Raw genomic sequence first — 19,319 nt, 5'->3', positions numbered from 1 at the left:
AAAACCATCTTATCTTGTGAATTAGTTTCATTAATTTTTAAATTAAATTAGATTAAATGCAAAAACAGGAAAAAAACTCCCTTATTTTTATTATTCTACAAAATAAGGAAGGATACTTTATTTATATGCTATATTAGTTTATAATTTTATAAAACAGTATTCATTTATGACCATTTGGAAGAAGGTATTGATAAAATGATCTATATTAAAGATTTAATGAGTGGTCTTGAAATATTCAAGGCGCTTAGTTCTGAAATCAGAATCCTCATACTCGAACTTTTAGCTACCAATCAAGCACTGAATCTGAATGAAATTGCCAAGAAGCTGAACCTCAGCAATGGAGCAATCACGATGCATATTAAAAAGTTAGAAGAAAGCGGTCTCATCGAGATAAACACATCCGTGGGTAAACACGGTATTCAGAAGGTCTGCTATTTAAATAAGGATAAGCTTATTGTTGATCTTCGCAGCAAGGATGTTGATAATCTCTACGAAGTAGAAATTCAAGTAGGACATTATAGCAACTATCAGGCTGTTCCGACCTGCGGACTTGCTACCAAAGACAGCATTATCGGCGACTTCGACGAACCCCGTTATTTCGCTGATCCTCAGCGGATTGAATCCGAGATCATTTGGATGGCTGAAGGCTTTCTCGAATATAGAATTCCGAACTATCTTAAAGCAAATCAAACGTTCCGCGAAATCCAATTCTCGATGGAGATTGGCTCTGAGGCCCCTGGATCTAACGATAACTATCCCTCCGATCTTTATTTCTACTTAAATGGAATTGAAATCGGCTACTGGACTAGTCCTGGAGATTTCGGAGACACGCGTGGAACGTTTAATCCAGACTGGTGGCCTCCACATTTAAACCAATATGGTATGCTCAAACTGATCCGTATTAATAATGAAGGTAGCTTTATTGACGGTTGCCGGATTTCTGACGTGACCCTGGATGATATTCAGCTTGATTACAAGAGCGAGCTTACTTTCCGGATAGCCGTAACGGACAAGCCTGTAAACAAACGCGGGCTCACCATTTACGGCAAACATTTCGGCAACTATAGCCAGGACTTACTGGCGCGTGTACTATATGATGTTCATGAAGTTGAAATTGGCGCTTCTCGTACTGCCGTTACCTTATCAGAATAAAACATTCCCTAAACAAAAACACCTTAGAACCAGCAATAACTGGTCTAAGGTCTTCTTTTTCTTTGTATATTTTTTTGAGTTTGACTCATAATAACCTTGTCTCCCAAACCACCGAGAAGGAGTGTTTCGAATGCGTGAAGGTCTAATTCCCGCTGTTCTTGGAACCGTCGTAACCGCTTCTAGCGCCGCTTTTCTTGGAAGCAAGTATAAGATGGCAGCAACAGGCGTACTTGGATTTGGTCTGGCTCATGTCGTATTGGGTGCCATTGATCTGTTTGAGCATCGGTAAGGATTGGAAGATGCCGGGTGGCATAAACACTACCCGGTTTTTTTGATATACATATTGGCGCAATTACAGCTACTTCTTCATACACGAATCATGAATCATGAATCCAACATTCCATGAAGCATACGGACTCAGATGACGTTATTTGCTTATTTTTAGCCTCTCGTTTTCAATAGCAGGGACCACACTAAACTCATAAAAAGAAGGGCTGTCTCACCAGCTATTTTCATAGCTTTTGGGACAGCCCCTCTTAGTATGTTGAATATTTATTTTATAGCAATATAAAATAAACGTTCCGCATCATCATCCGCCTCTATCCACTCGAAATCAGCGTAAGTCTTCACATCACTAAATCCAGCCTTAAGCAGTTCATCCTTCATCCACTGGGGATCGTAGGCACGCTGAATATGTGTCTCTTCGAAACGGCGATATACATCACTCCGTCCCTCTTCGCGAGCGAAAATGGACAGATGATGTTCTATTTCGCGGCGAGGAACATCCATCTCACAAGTCCAAATATAAGACACCGATGGTTCGTCCAGAATAAAGGGCTGCTCTTCTTCATAACGGATCAGTGTGTTTGGGTGATGCACATCGAACAGAAAGGTGCCGCCTTGCTTTAGTCCTGCAAAGGTACTAGCAAAGACAGCTCTGATATCGTCTTCTTCCAGCACATAATTCAGACAATCACAGAAAGAAATCACAGAATCCACAAGCTCTGGAAGCTCCCATTCCTTCATGTTTTGTCTAATCCAACGAACACTACCTTCGCGCAAGAAACGCCGTCCCTGGGGATGCTCTTCCATTTTGCGCTGTGCCACTGAGAGCATATCTGAAGATAGATCGATTCCGGTCATATGATACCCTGAACCCGCCAAAGGAATAGTGATACTCCCGGTGCCGCAGCCAAGCTCAGCCACGGTTACAGGCTTACCGTATTTGCTCCATGCGGTTTCAGCAAAGGAGATCCAATCAGGATACGGCATATCTGCCATGAGCTCATCGTATACATAAGCAAATTTCCCATAGGAAGACACTAGTACACCGCTTTCTATTACAACATTTAATATGATTCTATTATTGACCCATCAAGCATAAACGCTCTAGGCATCCCCACAAGGACGGTGAGCGTTTATACGAAAAATATAAGGAAAAGTATAGTGTGAAACTTATACTTTCTTATATTTTTAATTATTCGGTTGTTTCTTCATTTCCCTCGGTTGAACCTTCCTCTTCCTTAGGAGCAAGATACGTCCAATTCTCTTTTTGGGTAACATGGCCTTCCTTCATCAGCTTTCCAAGCGCACGCTTAAAGGCTGATTTGCTAATTCCGAAACGCTGCTTGATAATATCCGGTGGTGTAGCATCCGAATAAGGCATCGCTCCACCCGGACGGGCATGCAAGAATTCCAAAATCGTGGCAGAGTCTACATCCATGCCTACTTCTTTACGGAGACCCATAGAAAGGTTAACACGACCATCCTCGCGGATATGGGAGACACGTGCTTCAAACTGCTCTCCAAGACGTAGTAGACGACTCCGTTCAGAGGAATGGACCATACCGATAATACCAAAGCCTAAAACCCCAGCATCTACAAGAACAAAAGTCCCCATCTGCAGCGGTTTGTACACCCGGGCTGTCACAGTCTGTCCCATCCAGGATTCAGGCGCAGGAAGAGCTAGCGGAGCTAGTTCCTGTTCTCCAGCTAATTTAGCACGAAGGCGCCCCTGTTTATCATGCTCCATAATCGCATACACATAGTCGCCGATCTGAGGGCGCAACTCTGGAAGCTCTGGAAGCTCACGAATGGGCAGCAGCAGCTGCCGTCCGAGACCCATTTCCAAGAAGCAACCTAGACGCGGATGGATATCAGCCACTTCCAATAAGGCCATTTCGCCCAATGTCAGAAACGGTTTCTTCATCGTTGCCGCTAGGCGGTCCTCGGTATCGAAGAAGATAAAGACTTCAACTTTATCGCCTGTCTTAACCTTCTCGGTAAGCTCAGTATAATGCAGCATAACATCCTGATCTCCTGCATTCAGGAAAAATCCGTATGGGGATACCTCTCTTACTACATTAAGTGTAACTGTAGTTCCTGCAATCAGGCTCATACAGTCTCCACTACCTTCGCATCCGACCATAGACGCTCAATATTGTAGTATTCACGTTCATCGCGGTGGAAAATATGAACAATAACATCTCCAAGATCCATCAGCACCCAGCGTGCTGAATCCATTCCTTCGATCCCCTTAATTACGCCGCCTGCTTCATGGACCACTTTGCGGACTTCGGTAGCGATGGACTGAACTTGGGTATCCGAATTACCGTGACATACAACAAAGTAATCACTAATCGGTGAAACAGTACGCAGATCTAATGCCACTACGTTCATTGCTTTTTTATCTTCCACAGCCTTAAGGGCCAGTTCTAACAGCTTGCTTGGTTGTACACTCATATTTTATCCTCCAATATTCTAACTAAATCATTACGCGCCAGTACCGTTAACGGAAAGATCACTCGGCGTTTTTCCAGTAGCAAACTAATCGTAGAATCAAATCCAGCGACTAGTCCTTCTTCCAAACTTACTTTAGCCAGCTTACGTATCTTATCAACGCCTGGAAAATCGCGGCCTGGCTCGATATAGTCGGCGAGACAGACAATTTTCTCAAGTAAACTCATGTCTTCACGACCTGAGGTGTGAAAACGGATCGCATTAAGAATATCTGGATCTGTGATCCCATAATCTTGCTCTGCTACAAAGGCACCTACTTCTGAATGCCACAGCTGCTTGTCATGCTTCAGAAGATTCAAGTTCAGATGATTCTGCTCGATAATCTCCTTCATTCTCTCCACAGGCCAATACTTGGCCACATCATGCAGAATTGCTGCTGTCTCCGCACGCTCAGGATCAGCGCCATATTGCCCAGCTAGTTGAATGGATGACTCCATGACGCCCAGTGTATGCTTCCAGCGCTTTGCAGGCATTTGTGTCGAGACCGCCTCAATCAGAGCTTCGCGGCTGTATGCCATACAATCCACTCCTTTGAACATATTCGAACACTGCCTCAGGTACCATATAACGAATGGATTTTCCAGTTGCAGCCCGTTCTCTTAACATCGTTGACGAAATATCAACCAGAGGCATATCTGCTAGCAGTACCTTTTCTGCTATATAAGTTGGCAATGCATCTAGATCAAGAGGTGTTCCCGGACGACCTACGCCGATAAATGTAAGCCGCTGCACAAGCTCTTCAATCTCGTTCCATTTCGGTAAATACTGGACCATATCCGCTCCGATGATGAAATAAAGATCGAAATGCGGATACGCCTCTTGCAGCCGTCTTATGGTCTCAAACGTATAGGAAACGCCACCTCTGACAACTTCCCAATCTAATGTGCGAAAAGCTTCATGATTGTGTATCGCTTCCTGCACCATTGCCAGCCGATCTGCTCCAGATACCCCTGCCTCATGTTTATGAGGCGGAATATGTGAAGGCATAAACCATACTTCTTGAAGTCCATAAGTTTCTCTAGCTGCTTCCGCTGCCATCATATGACCAATATGAAGAGGATCAAAGGTACCTCCCATAATTCCAACTTTCAAGAGGACGACCTCCTTGGTAGTATGCTTTCAGGTATTAGCGGGGCAGCTCAATGGTTTTGTTATCACGCGATTCTTTGTACAAGACAATTGTCTTTCCGATCACTTGTACAAGCTCAGAACCCGATTGTTCGGCAAGTTGCGCACCGATTTCCTTGGGATTCTCAATATTGTTGCTCAGTATACTAATCTTCATAAGTTCACGCTTCTCAATAGCTTCTTCAATGTGGCGTACGAGGTGATCGTTTACTCCACCTTTGCCCACTTGAAAAATAGGATCTAGGTGATGCGCCAATGAACGAAGATACCGTGTTTGTTTACCAGTTAACATAAATGAATAACTCCTTAATTAACATATATTATTACCCTAAATTGATGAATCCATTTCTTACTCTTTTCCACCCAGACAATGGAGTATGGTCTGTCGCATGGTTTCCGTAGGAGCAGGCTGCCCTGTCCAATACTCCAATGCATAAGCCCCCTGATAGACAAACATCCCGAGGCCTCCATGAATCTTACAGCCTCGTTCAAGTCCTTCTAACAATAGACGCGTGCGCAGTGGATTATAAATCAGATCACTTACGACCATCCCTGCACGAAGCAGTTCAGGATCTATAGGTGTCTCATCCATATGAGGATACATTCCCACGGAGGTTGTATTGATCAGTACATCAACGCCATCTAGCATTTCCGCTACTTCGTTCATGCTAATCCCGACCACATTCCCTTTGCTCTGGCACTCTGCAGCCAAGTCCTGTGCCTTATCAACACTGCGATTAGCGATAAGGATAGAAGAAGGCTTCTCCTGAAGCAGTGCGGCAACAATTCCTCTAGCTGCTCCACCGGCTCCAATCACCATAATCTTCGTACCTGACAAATCAGAAATGGCTTCCGCTTTAAGCGAACGTACATAACCGATTCCATCCGTATTATATCCAGTGAGTACCCCGTTATTATTAACAATCGTATTGACTGCACCAACGGCTACCGCACTTTCATCTAATAGATCCACATAAGCCATCACCGCAACCTTATGCGGAATCGTCACATTTACGCCACGGAATCCAAGCGTGCGAATCGCTTGCACCGCATCCTCCAGATTCTCTGGAAGGATATGAAGCGGCACGTAAGCACCCGGAATTCCCAGTGCTTGCAGTGCTGCTTCATGCATAATAGGAGATTTGGATTGAATAATAGGATCTCCCATTACGCCCAGTAAAATATTCCCGGTATTGTAGCCCTCGGTTGCAGTTATCAAAGACACTGTAATAGCCTCCCCGTTAGATCATCGAAGGGCGGGTAAGCACCTTCACACCACGCGGAACGTGGATAGCCACGACTGCGCCTTCTGTCCCGTTGACCTTAATCCAGCCCAAACCTGAAATATATAGATCGCTCCGACTGCCTTTATTAATTCGGAACTCATGACGTTGCCATGGTGGCAGCTTGTCCATCCGGTCACTTCCTGGAGGAGACAACATTTCACCACGATGGTCCGCATAAAGGGAATCTGCACGTTCCAGTTTGGTGCGATGGATTTTTAAAGTACCACTAATAAAGCATGTGAACGATTGATGCGGACCTTGCACGAAATCAAAACGTCCCAGTCCACCGAAGAATAGCGTCTGTCCTTCATTCAACTGATAGACAGCAGGCTTCAACGGATTGGCCGGCATAACTGCATCCAGATCCTGACGCTCAACTAGTTCACTATAACGCCATGGATACACGATCCCTGGCGTATCTATAATATAGTGGCCATCATCTAGTGGAATTTTGACCGTATCGAGTGTTGTACCAGGGTAACGCGAGGTGGTTAACTCCTGCTCCAAATCACTATAGTCCGAAATCAAACGGTTGATAAGCGTGGATTTCCCTACATTCGTAGCACCGACTACATAAACATCACGCCCACCACGCAGTTCTGTTACGGCTTCCAGTAAACGGTCAAAGCCTTGATTACGTTTCGCACTACAAAGTACGATTTCAGCTGTCCGCAATCCTTCTTCTTTACAGCGTTGTTGCATCCAGTTACGCAGTTTATTCCAGTTCGTAACCTTAGGCAGCAGATCACATTTATTCACTGCAAGAATAACTGGGTTATTACCGACAAACCGCTGAAGGCCGGAAATCAAACTGCCTTCAAAATCGAAAATGTCAACAATATGAATAACAAGTGCATTCTTCTCCCCTACTCCACTCAGCAAGCGAAGAAATTCATCCTGGTTCACAGAAACAGATGAAGCCTCATTATAATTCTTAATCCGGAAACAGCGTTGGCAAATCACAGGGTCCCGATCTAGTGCGACTTCCGGAAGGTATCCTGGTTGATCCTTATGCTCCGTCTGAAGCTTGATACCACAACCGCTACACTTCTCAGTACGCTGTGTTTCACTTTGTTCGTTCATTACTATTTTTCCTCCTCGTGCCACAATCCTTTTTTACGAAGCCGTGTCAGAGCAACTCGCTCTACCCGACGATTAAATCTTGTGCCGAACCCTTCATCCTTAACGGAGATTGGCAGCACCAATACGGTATACAGGCCAAGCCGATTGCCGCCGTATACATCTGTAAGCATTTGGTCTCCCACCACAATCGTCTGCTCCGGTGGCAACTCCATCTGCTTCATCGCTTTGAGAAAAGGAGCATTACTCGGTTTACGAGCCTGATGCACAAATTCAATATTAAGCGGTGTAGCAAAGCGTGACACCCGTTCCATGTTGTTATTGGATACGATGATGAGCTTAAAGCCCACTTCCTTCACCTTCTCAAACCATAACAACAGCTCCGGAGTAGCCACAGGCGCTTTGGCACCGACCAGTGTGTTATCCAGATCCGTAATGATTCCACGGTATCCCTGCCGATACAGCTCTTCTAGAGAAATATCGAATACCGTATTCACCCGGAGTTTGGGAACTAACATTTCAAACAATACGTTCACCTCGATTTCATACAAAAAACTATAACATACTCCATGCGCTACGCAAATAAATCTATAGCAATGATTTACTGCATAAACGCTATTTCTTGGATCTTATCGTTCTCCGCAGCCGCAAAGCTTCAGTATACACGCTCTGCCAGTCTTTGTCTTCAATAACATCAGGGCTATACTTCGCTTGTTCAAACATCGTTAGCAGTGAAGAAAGATGATTGGCCACAGCAGGTCGTTCCTGACTCCAGCGGACTACGGCTTCACGCAATGTTTCATGCTCTTCCTTCATCATGCCCTTACGATGCAAATACCTTACCCAACGCTCAGTTTCAGCCACAACTTTCTGATCAGGCGTTAAAGGTCGGCCCATTCGCATCTGTTGAATGAAGAAGCGAAGCTTAAAGCGAATATGCCAAACTTTAAAAATAGTCCAGGATAATAATACAACCACTGCCGCCAAAATCACCCATAAACCCACATGGAAGCCTTGATCTGCTTGTGCATTAGTCACAGGTGCAGGTGTTGGTTCTGCCATTTCATCTTGATCTTCCGGGTCTGTCTCAGGTATTTGCTCATTCTTAGTCAGGAGAGGAGCATTAAACCCCGGTGTAGCTTCAACAGGAATCCAACCATACTCACCAAAATAGACCTCAGCCCAGGAATGGGCATCTGCATTGGTAATCGTGTAATTATTATTTGCCGCACCCACCTGCTGCGCCAGATTCATAGGCATTTCTGGCTGTTCTCCAGGTGCATAACCCTTAACCCATCTTGCAGGGATGTTTAGGGAACGTGCCATAGTGACTAGTGCCGTAGAATAATAATCACAGTAACCTTCCTTCAGCTCGAACAAAAATCCATCTACAAAATCCTCACTTGAAACACGTGTTATATCCGGCTTGTTGGTATATGGAAAAGTTTGTTGTAAGTATTGTTGCAAAAGTGCTGTTTTTTCATACGGTGTTCTTCCTTGGGCTGTAATTTCCTCGGCCAGATCTTTAACCCGTTGAGGGAAGTCATCAGGCAGCTGAAGGAAGCTTTCCTCCAGATCATTACCTTTGTATAGCTCCTCATAGGTCTTTGCTGTCAATTCCTGAACAGGAATGACGGGAACTTCAGAAGTCAGCTCGAAGGTCGAAGGATAGTCTAGTTTCTTCTTATCCATATCCCATAGAAGCTCACTATCACGGTCTCTCCAGAAAAGACCTTTCCCGGCTGCCTCACCATTTAATGAATCCACCGAAGTTACAGAATAAGCACCGAATAACACCGGAAATTCATTATTGTTAAGCACTTTAACCGTCTGTTTCAGTGTGCGGGTAGTGACCTTAGAAGCCACACTTTGCTCCAAGGATTTCCCCGTCTCCACCTCTTCTATAGGTCCTCGCTTTAATCGATCCTTATCCGACCATCCACTTCCAGAATAGATTCTGCGTGTTTCTCCTCGCATATAAACACGCAAATCTGAAACCACTGTCATCACCGGGGTATAATCGAAGTTAAAGCCCCCGCCCAGGTTGTCATCATTGAGACTATAGCCAGACGAAGTATTGTTAACAGAGGAACCTGAGCCCGTATTGGAATTCGTTGTTCCAGTTGTGCTCTTACCAGAAGATTTCCCAATTCCATTCCACTCTTGCCACGCTGTATAAGGATCCGTCAAAGTAGGCCTTACATCCGGCATATTCACACCGATTAAAATAACCAGAGAGAAGACGATTGCGATATTCATGACTATTTTCGAGGGATATTCCAGCAAATGTACCCATCCACGCGGATAATGTAGCTGAAAACTTCTCAGGTGCTGGCTGACAAGCCAACCCATACCCGCAAATACTGTCCAAGCCACTTCCTGCCACAATACAATAGATGTAAAGGAATCAAGCGCAGCCAGCGCTACAATGTTCATTCCTATAAACCATAAGATACGCTTCTTCGAGGATACCCACCAAGACGACAGCAACAGCAAGGCAGAGGCACCAAGAGCAAACCAGATATACGGCACCATATACACACTAATATCTTGGAGCTTATCAACAAGGGTTGTAGCCCATGGATCAGGAACATAAATTCCGTAATTAGAAATGATGCGATAAACGATATAGATAATAGCTACTGCTTCTATAATCAGTCTGAATTGAACTTTAACAGGGATAAAAATCTCAATGACAGTGATCGTTAATAGGGCAGCCCATACAGAAGCAGTGGTTTGATTTAGCCAGATGGGTTCCGTATACGAAATCCACTGCTGTGCAATAATCAACAGCCATAATAGGCCGACGGAACGGTGCCAGGAGAATTTTATCTGATTCCACCAGGTTCTCATATCAACCTTCCCCTCCTAACACTGAGGGAAGCTCTTGAAGCGAGCTAATACCATAACCAGTTATTCCACGAGATCTAAGGACGTCTATCCAATCGTTACCTCTATTTACCTCTGCCGAATTTCGCACATGAATGTGAGAAGCAGTCATTCCTCTGCTGTCAGCCCAACGTAGTGCATCAAGTACAGGCTGTCCACGCTGTGGACTAATTAACACGAAGTAAGAGCCTTTAGGAAACATACGGTATCCTTTTTCCAATCGGGAGATAAGCGGACCGCGTCCCTCAGCGTTTAGATCGATTAAATATTGAATCATCTTCTGACGCTCAGCAGCACCTTCAACTGGTGCGAACACCTTCGTCGTCTTATCCAAACAACACAGTCCAATTCCAATTCTCTCCCGAATGCCGAAGCCGAGTAGTGATGCCGTCACCGAAACTGCTAGTTCGAATTGATTCGTATTCATATAAGCTGATGTGCTTCCATCAAGGACTAGAATGGTTTTGGGAATCGACTCATGCTCAAACTCTTTGGATTTCCAAGAGCCTGTCTTAGCAGTAGCGTTCCAGTGAATTCGCGTCAAGCGATCACCATATACATAGTCACGGACGCCATTAATCTGTGTGGTTTCACGCCGAGATTGAACAACGGATGTCTGTGGTCCAGATAGCCGAGATTTTCTCTCATATAACTGCCAGCGCGGAACGTAGATCGCACGAGGCAAAACCTGAAATTGTCCTTCCGATAAAAATGTTCCCTTATGCTCGACAAGCCCAAATATATCTTGGCTGATAATATCCGTATTAGCGAATGTGTATGTTCCACGCTCTAAGGCTGGTGTCTGAAACTTTAATTCCCCAATGCCTCTGAGGCTTGGGATCACACTTTCTTCAAATACCCACGATTCTCCATTATGCCGCTTAAGAACTTCCCTTACAACAACGTAAGGCAAGGGCAAAATCCCGGGGATTGTAACCTTTAGCTTTACACGAAGATGCCCTCCGGCAGAGAGCAAATCTCCCTTGTCTTGTTCAGAATAAAGACTGCGAGTGCCCTTCGCTCGCCGAACGCCTCCTAAACCTCCAGCAATCAAATATGCAATAAGTACAGAGACCATGATAAACAACATAAATGCTGTTTTCCCGCCCTGAAAAAGTACATATAAGAGTGTAATACTCCAAATTACAAGGATGCTTGCAAGCTTAGAGGGCTGAATGATGGCTGCAACCGACGACAAATAACGTTTCATATCATTGCCTCATCGTAACAGGCACATGAATGCTCTGCAGAAGCTTTTGAAGCAAAGATTCTACGCTAATATTATCTAGGCGCGACTCTGGACGCAGCAATATCCGATGACCCAAGGCAAATGGAGTAAGGATCTTCACGTCATCAGGCAGAACGTAATCTCGTCCTTGCAAAAAGGCATAAGCTTTACAAGCCATCATAAAGGATAGTGAGGCACGTGGACTTGCACCCAGCATTACAAGTGGATGTTCTCTTGTCTGCCGTACAATATCTAACAAATAATTCAGCACGGGATCACTCATGAAGATGTCGCGAATTTCTTCCTGAATCCCTGCAATTTGTTCCATGCTTGTTACTGGCGAAAGCCTGTCCACCGGTTGGCCTTCCTGATGGCTCAGCAATAAATTTTTCTCCGTCGCTGCATCAGGATATCCGAGGCTAATTCTCAGCATGAATCGATCTAATTGGGCTTCAGGCAGTGTATAGGTTCCCTCAAAGTCTATTGGATTCTGGGTAGCGCATAACATGAAAGGATGAGGAAGTGGATACGTCTCTCCATCTACGGTAACGTTTCGTTCCTCCATCACTTCCAGAAGTGCGGATTGTGTCTTCGTAGTAGCACGGTTAATTTCATCGGCTAACAAAATATTCGTCATCACCGGACCAGGCCGGAAATGAAACATCTCATCCCTAGGATGATAGACAGAAACACCTGTAATATCACTCGGAAGTATATCTGGATTACACTGAATACGGCGATATTCACCGGACATTGATCTTGATAGTGCGCGAATTAGCTGGGTTTTTCCTGTTCCCGGTACATCCTCGATCAATACATGACCACCAGCAAGCAGAGCGGTTAACAATAATTGTATTTCAAATGATTTTCCAAGTATGCAGGATTCCAAATTAGTGCGTACAGCATTCATAGTGTGCATCGATTCTTGACGTACGGGCATATATGATCCTCCTAGCCAGAATAAGCAGTATTATTTATATTTTACATGATTAGGGGACCCAAAGTACATTGTTGAAGATCACGAAGTGAGGATACAAAAAAAACCATAAGATGAAACATCCTACAATTTTAAAATAACAAAAAAAGGATGCCGTCTTTTTCTGACGACAACCTTTTCATGTAGCATCAACTTTACCCCTTCGGCCGTACAACTAAAGCTGCCAAAAAGGAGAACACAATAGCTGACGAGATGCCCGCACTTGTAATATCAAAAATACCCGTAACTACACCGATCCAGCCATCCCGCTCCAGCTCCGTTAATGCCCCATGAACCAAGGAGTTCCCAAAGCTTGTGATCGGAATGGTTGCCCCAGCACCCGCAAATTTCACAAGTGGGTCGTAGATACCAAAAGCATCCGCAATCGCTCCGGCTACAACTAAGGTACTCATCGTATGTGCAGGCGTCAGCTTCAATACATCGAACATCAGCTGTCCTATAACGCAAATGGCTCCTCCAATCAGAAAAGCCCATAAGTAAATCATCATTATGCTTCACCTCCGCTCTCTATGGCTACGGCATGAGCAACACATGGAATACTCTCTCCCTGCTGATAAGACAAAGGTGATAAAAGTGCGCCCGTTGCCACTATAAGCACCCGTTTAAGTTCACCTTTTTTTAACCGCTTAAGGATATGACCATAGGTTACAACCGCTGAGCACCCGCAGCCGCTTCCTCCAGCGATCACATATTTCTGTTTCTCCAAGTCGTAGATAAGCAAACCACAATCGTCAAAGGTTGTTTGCTCCATAGGAATTCCTTCTTTAGCCAATAGGGTCTTGGCTATAGGTAACCCTACGGATGCCAGGTCGCCGGTAACAATTAAATCATAGTGCCCGGGCGATAGACCTGTATCCCGAAAATGCGCAGTAATGGTATCCGCCGCCGCAGGTGCCATAGCCGTCCCCATATTAAAAGGATCTGTCAAACCAAGATCCATAATACGTCCAAGCGTGGCCGAAACCACGACTGGATAGTTACCCGAACCGTCATTCTGACCCACTACAGCACAACCCGAACCTGTAACTGTATATTGCGCCGTTGGGGGTTTCTGCGAACCATATTCCGTTGGATAACGAAACTGCTTCTCCACCGTACAGTTATGACTTGATGTTCCCGCTAGCGCATACTTACCGCCTCCAGAATCAACGATCATTGAGGCAATCGCAAGGCTCTCCATAGAAGTAGAGCAAGCACCAAAGACTCCGAGATAAGGCACCCCTAATTTTCTTGCCGCGAAGGAGCTGCTGATAATCTGGTTCATCAAATCTCCGCCGACAAAAAACTCCAGCTTTTCTTTATCGATATTTGCATTAATCAGAGCCAGCAGGGAGGCTTTCTCGAAAAGAGCACGCTCAGCCTTCTCCCATGTCTTCTCGTCCATTTCCAGCGAATCAAATATAAAATCAAAGTCTGAAGCTAAAGGACCTTCTCCCTCTTCTGGCCCTACTACAGCGGAAGAACCCAAAATAACGGGACGGTTCGTGAACTCCCAGGTCTGACTACCAAGCTGTTTCATGTATGTGCACCCCCGTCTACGCCCAAAAAGAGATAGACGATACCAATAATGAAAGCAGCTACGGCACCAAATACGATAACCGAACCTGCAAGCTTAAACATATTGCCGCCTACACCAAGTACAAGGCCCTCAGCGCGGTGCTCTAGAGCTGCAGAGCACATACTGTTTGCGAACCCGGTCACTGGGACTGCAGTTCCTGCACCAGCCCATTGAGCCATTTTGTCGTACACGCCAAAGCTGGTCAGAATTACAGAGAGTAGGATCATCACCGCGACTGTCGGACTGGCGGCTTCCTTGGAGCTCATATCGAAAATTGCCATAAAAGCCTCCTGAACACCTTGTCCAATAACACAGATTATGCCGCCAGCAATAAACGCTCGTATGCAGTTTTTGAATACGGGCCTGGCAGGAACAAAGGGCTTGGACAATTTCTCGTAATCTTGTGGAGTCAGGGTGTCAAGCTTCAGCTTGACACCCGATTTCTTAGTTTTCGCCGGCATTGAGGCACCTCCTGAAAGTTAGGCGAAGGGGGCTGACAAGCATCATAGTACTCACTTTTAAGCCCCTTAAGTTGTTCTTCGCTTAGAAGTTTTCCTTATTGTTTGCCATCCTCCGCTTCGTTATGTCCCTCCAGTTCAGGAAAAATACAGTAACACAACAATCAACAGTAAGAAGAGAACAAAAATAAGTACTGCTTCTCTTTCCCTTGGATTGTGGCGCCAGTATCGTCTGCGCGTTCCGTTTCCTTGTAGGCTCCTACTTGACAATCCTCCCTGCACCCTTCTTTTGGGTACGCTGCCCGCAACCCTCATTCGTCTTCGCATCCTTTCTAAGGCTCCTGCCACCAAAGCCTCTAATGCATAGTATTCGTGGAGCTCGTGCCCGGTGTTCATTGTCTCTTGTCATGGACAAGTGAGCCCAGAATGTTCATACTAGGTTGCAGGAAGAAATAACGATGTGGTCCATTATGGATAACATCCGTTTCTCGTAGAAATATAAGAATGATGTATAAATGAGTTCTTATATTTTAATAAAGGAGTGAATTCATATGAATCAAGAAACATTGGACATGTTCAAAACACTTACCGAATTTCCCTCAGCCCCAGGATTTGAGCGCGAACTCCGCGCTTACGTCAAGGATGCTATGACTCCTTATACTGAAGAGTTCGTACAGGATCGTCTCGGTAGTTTGTTCGGCGTACTGCGCGGCGAAGAGAACGGGCCAAAGATTATGGTCGCTGGGCATTTTGACGAAGTAGGTTTCATGGTAACTGGAATTACTAACACCGGTATGATCCGTTTTCAACCACTTGGCGGCTGGCTTCCCTCTGCTGTTGCATCCCAGCGCCTACATATCATTACACCTAAAGGAACGCTGACCGGAGTTGTTGGCAGTACGCCTATCCATTTGCTAAGCAACGAAGAACGTGGTAAGACTGGCGAAATCAGCAAAATGTATATTGATATCGGTGCAGACAGCCGTGAAGAAGCAGAAAGCTTTGGCGTTAGACCAGGCCAACAAGTTCTGCCGATTTGTCCTTTTACTCCCCTTGCTAATCCCAAAAAAATCTTGGCGAAAGCTTGGGACAACCGTTACGGCGTAGGTCTCGCCATTGAACTAGTTAAAGCATTGCACGGTAAAAAGCTGCCGAATACCGTTTTCGCTGGTGCCACTGTACAAGAGGAAGTAGGTCTTCGGGGTGCGCGTACTGCGGCTAATCTCCTGTCACCAGACATCTTCTTCGGTCTGGACGCGAGCGCTGCTGCCGATATGACTGGTGACAGTCAGGCATTTGGCCATCTGGGCAAAGGAGCTCTCTTGCGTATTTTTGATCCTACGATGGTTACACATCGCGGTCTGATTGAATATGTACAAGATACAGCGGATACCCACCGGATCAAATATCAGTATTTTGTATCCCAAGGCGGAACAGATGCAGGTCAGGTTCATGTTAGTGGAATTGGCGTTCCTTCCGCAGTCATCGGAATATGCTCCCGCTACATACACACAGCTTCATCAGTGATTCACAGTGATGACTACGATGCTGCTAAAGAGCTTCTGATCAAACTGGTAGAAGGCCTTGACCGGACTACACTACAGACAATTATTGAGAACAGCTAATCGCACAAGAAATGACAGAAGAAGCCCTCAAACACTTTTACAGTGATTGAGGGCTTCTCTTTATGTGAATAGAACGGATTTAAATCATATCTAGCGGTACTTTCCAAGAAGGTATTGGGAAAGCTTCGTCCAGCTTCCAAATTTCATCGTTACTTAGCGTAATCAAGCCTGCAGCAGCATTCTCAATGACGTGCTTACGAGAAGAAGCTTTTGGGATAGAAATAACATCCTCTTCACGCATCGTCCAAGCTAACATAATCTGAAGCGGAGTTGCCTGATGTGCACTGGCGATTTCCTGAACGACTTCACTCTCGATTACTCCTTTTCGGAGTGAACCAGCTTGAGCAAGCGGTGAGTAAGCCATTACCGGGATCTTGTGACTTCTCTGCCATGGCAGCAGTTCAGTTTCAATTCCTCTGGACCCTAAATGATATAGAATCTGATTGGTTGCACAATGAGTTCCTCCAGCAATACCAAGCAGTTCTTTCATATCGTCGACATCGAAATTGGATACACCCCATCTTGCTATTTTTCCTTGTGAGACTAGTTTCTCCATACCGACAACAGTCTCTTCTAGTGGAATATCTCCCCGCCAATGCAGCAAATAAAGATCCAGATGATCCGTATTCAAGCGTTTCAAGCTTTCTTCACAGCTGCGGATAAGGTGCTCATTCCCGGCATTATGTGGATAGACTTTTGACACCAAGTAAACTTGATCCCGAATGCCTTGGATAGCCTCACCTACTAAAAGCTCCGAGCGTCCGTCCCCATACATCTCAGCCGTATCTATTAAATCCATGCCTAGCTCCACGCCTAATCGCAGGGCAGCAATCTCTTCCTCCCTACGGGAATTGTCGTCACCCATATTCCAAGTTCCCTGCCCAATTCTGGGAAGTGACGTTCCATCTGGAAGCAGCATGCGGTTAGATTGGTTCATTCTTGCGATTTCAGCCAAATGTTCGATTGAATCCTTAGTCATATTAAAAATCCCCTTAATGAAGTATTGTATACTTACTTTATACGACCTATAAGAACCTTTCTAAACATCTGAATCGTGTCCAATTTATAACTAATCTCTCTTTTGAAGAGAAAAAGTAAAGAATGAATACCTAACTAAGCTATCAGCTTTAGTCCCACAGCGGCCCCCAGAATCATAATAATACAGACGATCCGGCGCCAGTCTTTGGCCTCTCCATACAATATCATCCCCAGAATCGCTCCGCCGGATGCGCCTATCCCCGTCCATACAGCATAAGCTGTTCCCATCGGCAGACTCTTCATAGCTAAAGACAGGAACAGAAAGCTTGCTCCGAAACCAAGAAAGAGCAGCGCGAACGACAGGAAATTCCGGTGTTTATTCAACCTATTAATCATAGCTACTCCAAACATTTCAAATAAACCAGCAACGACCAGAAATACCCATGCCATTTAAGACTCCCCCTTTACTTCGGCTTCTTTGGTCACCATTTTCAATCCTATAACGCCTGCCAGCAAAATAACCACTAGAACCAGCTTCATCAACTTGAACGGTTCTCCGAATAAAACCATGTCCGCAACTACTGTCCCTGCAGTTCCTAGACCAACAAACACGGAATATACCGTGCCGACCGGCAATTTGGTACTCGCTGAAATCATCACATAGAAGCTTATTATTATAGCTACCACAGTTATCAGCCACTCCCACATCGTGGAGGCATGTTTTAAGCCGATGACCCACATGACCTCGAAAACAGCTGCACCAACTACCTTTAACCACTCTGAATTGTTCTTCATTCCAAGCCCTCCTTCAATTCACTAACTTTATAATTGCCCACGAAACAAACAAATAAGCCCGGAAGGTCATCGTCATTTATAACGATACCTCCCGGGCTTTTATCCCTCCGTGTAGACACGAACGATGCTGTTCGTGCGTTTTCCCTCGGACCAGACCAGCTGTGCACCAGCTGCGGAACCCTAGAAAACAATAACTATTAAGTTACACCGTATGGTAGCAAATCGGGGTGATAAAATCAACCTTTTTAAATAAAAAAAATGAGCAATTTCATAGCTATCAATTCCATAAAATTGTAAAATTACAAAAAAGTTGATGCTTGATTCCCTAAGAAAAGAGGATGATTTATGTTTCATTCCAGACATTTTAACTGCGAACCGGTAGCTGAAGGAATTTATGTCCTTGAAGCCAAGGAGCAAGGCGGAGCCATGAGTAATGCAGGATTAATAGATATGGGCGACCACACCTTAATCTTCGACACGTTCAATACACCACAAGCAGGTAAAGATCTTAGAGAGGCGGCTTTATATTTTTTTAATCAGCCCATAAAATACATCATCAACAGTCATTGGCATGGAGACCATGTTAGAGGAAACCAACACTTCATGGAAGAAATAATAGTATCAACTAGTACTACTAGAGAGCTCATGATGAAGACTCAACCTGATTGGCTCAATCGTATGAAGAACCTTCTCCCTAACCTTGATGAAGATATCTTTAAGCTTAACACTTCCCTTGATCACGAACATAATGAGTCGAAACAACAAGAACTGACTTCTGAACTCTGTTATTTACTAGAAATCAAAGAGTCTATTCTAACGCTTAAAGTAACGCTTCCTCAGCTAACCTTTGATCGAAAAATGACCCTCCATGGATCGAAGAGAAGCGTGGAACTCTTAACAGTGGGTACAGCACATACGGTTTGTGATACAATTCTTTATTCACCTTCGGATTCTATCGCTTTCGTTGGAGATATTGTCGCCGTTGATAATCATCCACTCTTAATAGATGGTGACCCCTTATCCTGGTTGGAGACACTTACTTATATGGAGAGTTTAAAAGTAGACCTGATAGTCCCTGGACATGGGCCTACTACTTCTAGTCATTATATCCAACAAATCAAACAATATATAAATGACTTAATTGGCATTAGTAAACAGATGATTCTCGATAATGATGTTATGGATGTGAGTCATATAGAAATTCCTGAGCCGTACCTTCACTGGAAATTTGATAGTATCTTTTATCGAAATCTTGAGTTTCTGACCAAAGCAGCTAACCGCTAATTCCATTTCTTCAAATTCATTAATTCAATATTATGGTACAATTTAAAAAAATACAGCTTATT

22 protein-coding genes and 1 riboswitch are annotated in these 19,319 nt (G+C 44.7%); of the genes, 4 read left to right on the top strand and 18 right to left on the bottom strand.

Features of this window, described 5'->3' with window-relative positions:
* Nucleotides 1-195: 195 nt before the first annotated feature.
* On the top strand, nucleotides 196-1,152 hold the full coding sequence (locus NYE25_RS28500; RefSeq protein WP_042131966.1) for an ArsR/SmtB family transcription factor: 957 nt from the start codon (nucleotides 196-198) through the stop codon (nucleotides 1,150-1,152).
* Between the two features lie 130 nt (nucleotides 1,153-1,282).
* Nucleotides 1,283-1,441, top strand: coding sequence for a hypothetical protein (locus tag NYE25_RS28495; RefSeq protein ID WP_036675694.1), 159 nt, complete (start codon nucleotides 1,283-1,285; stop codon nucleotides 1,439-1,441).
* A gap of 263 nt (nucleotides 1,442-1,704) precedes the next feature.
* On the opposite strand, the gene NYE25_RS28490 is transcribed toward NYE25_RS28495, so the two are convergent.
* The 15 genes from NYE25_RS28490 to spoVAC all read right to left on the bottom strand — a co-directional run bounded on the left by NYE25_RS28490 (nucleotide 1,705) and on the right by spoVAC (nucleotide 14,578).
* Nucleotides 1,705-2,475: a class I SAM-dependent DNA methyltransferase gene (locus tag NYE25_RS28490; RefSeq protein WP_042185976.1), complete on the bottom strand. Its 771-nt coding sequence runs from the start codon at nucleotides 2,473-2,475 to the stop codon at nucleotides 1,705-1,707.
* A gap of 154 nt (nucleotides 2,476-2,629) precedes the next feature.
* The gene (locus tag NYE25_RS28485; RefSeq protein ID WP_341049474.1) at nucleotides 2,630-3,550 is read right to left on the bottom strand and encodes a CvfB family protein; all 921 of its coding nucleotides are present in this window, start codon (nucleotides 3,548-3,550) and stop codon (nucleotides 2,630-2,632) included.
* Nucleotides 3,547-3,894 (bottom strand): ribosome silencing factor, encoded by a 348-nt coding sequence (gene rsfS / locus NYE25_RS28480; RefSeq protein WP_042185972.1) that lies wholly within the window; start codon nucleotides 3,892-3,894, stop codon nucleotides 3,547-3,549. Before rsfS ends, NYE25_RS28485 begins: the two co-directional genes overlap by 4 nt.
* Complete coding sequence (yqeK, locus tag NYE25_RS28475) at nucleotides 3,891-4,469, bottom strand: bis(5'-nucleosyl)-tetraphosphatase (symmetrical) YqeK (protein ID WP_341147443.1); 579 nt, start codon at nucleotides 4,467-4,469, stop codon at nucleotides 3,891-3,893. The genes rsfS and yqeK overlap by 4 nt, the downstream gene beginning before the upstream one ends.
* Nucleotides 4,441-5,043 (bottom strand): nicotinate-nucleotide adenylyltransferase, encoded by a 603-nt coding sequence (locus NYE25_RS28470; protein ID WP_076298145.1) that lies wholly within the window; start codon nucleotides 5,041-5,043, stop codon nucleotides 4,441-4,443. Before NYE25_RS28470 ends, yqeK begins: the two co-directional genes overlap by 29 nt.
* Nucleotides 5,044-5,077: 34 nt before the next feature.
* Complete coding sequence (gene yhbY / locus NYE25_RS28465) at nucleotides 5,078-5,371, bottom strand: ribosome assembly RNA-binding protein YhbY (RefSeq protein ID WP_076284314.1); 294 nt, start codon at nucleotides 5,369-5,371, stop codon at nucleotides 5,078-5,080.
* A gap of 57 nt (nucleotides 5,372-5,428) precedes the next feature.
* Nucleotides 5,429-6,304 (bottom strand): shikimate dehydrogenase, encoded by an 876-nt coding sequence (gene aroE, locus NYE25_RS28460; RefSeq protein ID WP_256716196.1) that lies wholly within the window; start codon nucleotides 6,302-6,304, stop codon nucleotides 5,429-5,431.
* Between the two features lie 16 nt (nucleotides 6,305-6,320).
* Nucleotides 6,321-7,448, bottom strand: a complete 1,128-nt coding sequence (gene yqeH, locus NYE25_RS28455; protein WP_042185965.1) for a ribosome biogenesis GTPase YqeH — start codon at nucleotides 7,446-7,448, stop codon at nucleotides 6,321-6,323.
* A gap of 2 nt (nucleotides 7,449-7,450) precedes the next feature.
* Nucleotides 7,451-7,972, bottom strand: a complete 522-nt coding sequence (locus tag NYE25_RS28450) for a YqeG family HAD IIIA-type phosphatase (protein ID WP_042193454.1) — start codon at nucleotides 7,970-7,972, stop codon at nucleotides 7,451-7,453.
* A gap of 88 nt (nucleotides 7,973-8,060) precedes the next feature.
* Nucleotides 8,061-10,298, bottom strand: a complete 2,238-nt coding sequence (locus tag NYE25_RS28445; RefSeq protein ID WP_341147442.1) for a DUF4129 domain-containing transglutaminase family protein — start codon at nucleotides 10,296-10,298, stop codon at nucleotides 8,061-8,063.
* A 1-nt stretch (nucleotide 10,299) separates the two neighbouring features.
* On the bottom strand, nucleotides 10,300-11,544 hold the full coding sequence (locus NYE25_RS28440; RefSeq protein WP_341147441.1) for a DUF58 domain-containing protein: 1,245 nt from the start codon (nucleotides 11,542-11,544) through the stop codon (nucleotides 10,300-10,302).
* Nucleotide 11,545: 1 nt separating this feature from the next.
* Nucleotides 11,546-12,502, bottom strand: coding sequence for an AAA family ATPase (locus tag NYE25_RS28435; RefSeq protein WP_076284318.1), 957 nt, complete (start codon nucleotides 12,500-12,502; stop codon nucleotides 11,546-11,548).
* A gap of 191 nt (nucleotides 12,503-12,693) precedes the next feature.
* Nucleotides 12,694-13,044 (bottom strand): stage V sporulation protein AE, encoded by a 351-nt coding sequence (gene spoVAE / locus NYE25_RS28430; protein ID WP_036675923.1) that lies wholly within the window; start codon nucleotides 13,042-13,044, stop codon nucleotides 12,694-12,696.
* Nucleotides 13,045-13,046: 2 nt separating this feature from the next.
* Entirely contained in the window at nucleotides 13,047-14,078 is a 1,032-nt protein-coding gene (gene spoVAD / locus NYE25_RS28425) for a stage V sporulation protein AD (RefSeq protein WP_076284319.1), read from the bottom strand.
* Entirely contained in the window at nucleotides 14,075-14,578 is a 504-nt protein-coding gene (gene spoVAC, locus NYE25_RS28420) for a stage V sporulation protein AC (RefSeq protein WP_076284320.1), read from the bottom strand. Before spoVAC ends, spoVAD begins: the two co-directional genes overlap by 4 nt.
* 548 nt (nucleotides 14,579-15,126) lie before the next feature.
* On the opposite strand from spoVAC, the gene NYE25_RS28415 reads away from it, so the two are divergent.
* Entirely contained in the window at nucleotides 15,127-16,200 is a 1,074-nt protein-coding gene (locus tag NYE25_RS28415; RefSeq protein ID WP_076284321.1) for a M42 family metallopeptidase, read from the top strand.
* 79 nt (nucleotides 16,201-16,279) lie between these two features.
* On the opposite strand, the gene NYE25_RS28410 is transcribed toward NYE25_RS28415, so the two are convergent.
* From NYE25_RS28410 to NYE25_RS28400, 3 genes are all read right to left on the bottom strand, one after another.
* The gene (locus tag NYE25_RS28410) at nucleotides 16,280-17,179 is read right to left on the bottom strand and encodes an aldo/keto reductase (protein ID WP_341147440.1); all 900 of its coding nucleotides are present in this window, start codon (nucleotides 17,177-17,179) and stop codon (nucleotides 16,280-16,282) included.
* Between the two features lie 134 nt (nucleotides 17,180-17,313).
* A complete protein-coding gene (locus tag NYE25_RS28405; RefSeq protein ID WP_042125359.1) occupies nucleotides 17,314-17,628 on the bottom strand; it encodes a DMT family transporter in 315 nt (104 codons plus the stop codon).
* A complete protein-coding gene (locus NYE25_RS28400) occupies nucleotides 17,629-17,973 on the bottom strand; it encodes a DMT family transporter (RefSeq protein WP_042125357.1) in 345 nt (114 codons plus the stop codon).
* An 86-nt stretch (nucleotides 17,974-18,059) separates the two neighbouring features.
* Nucleotides 18,060-18,168: riboswitch (guanidine-I (ykkC/yxkD leader) on the bottom strand.
* Nucleotides 18,169-18,318: 150 nt separating this feature from the next.
* Here NYE25_RS28400 and NYE25_RS28395 point away from each other — a divergent pair.
* On the top strand, nucleotides 18,319-19,257 hold the full coding sequence (locus tag NYE25_RS28395) for an MBL fold metallo-hydrolase (protein ID WP_341147439.1): 939 nt from the start codon (nucleotides 18,319-18,321) through the stop codon (nucleotides 19,255-19,257).
* The last annotated feature ends 62 nt before the right edge of the window (nucleotides 19,258-19,319 follow it).

The organism is Paenibacillus sp. FSL E2-8871 (assembly GCF_038000345.1).
In the GTDB taxonomy this organism is placed as follows: domain Bacteria; phylum Bacillota; class Bacilli; order Paenibacillales; family Paenibacillaceae; genus Paenibacillus_AQ.
This window is presented reverse-complemented; position numbering and strand designations above follow the sequence as displayed.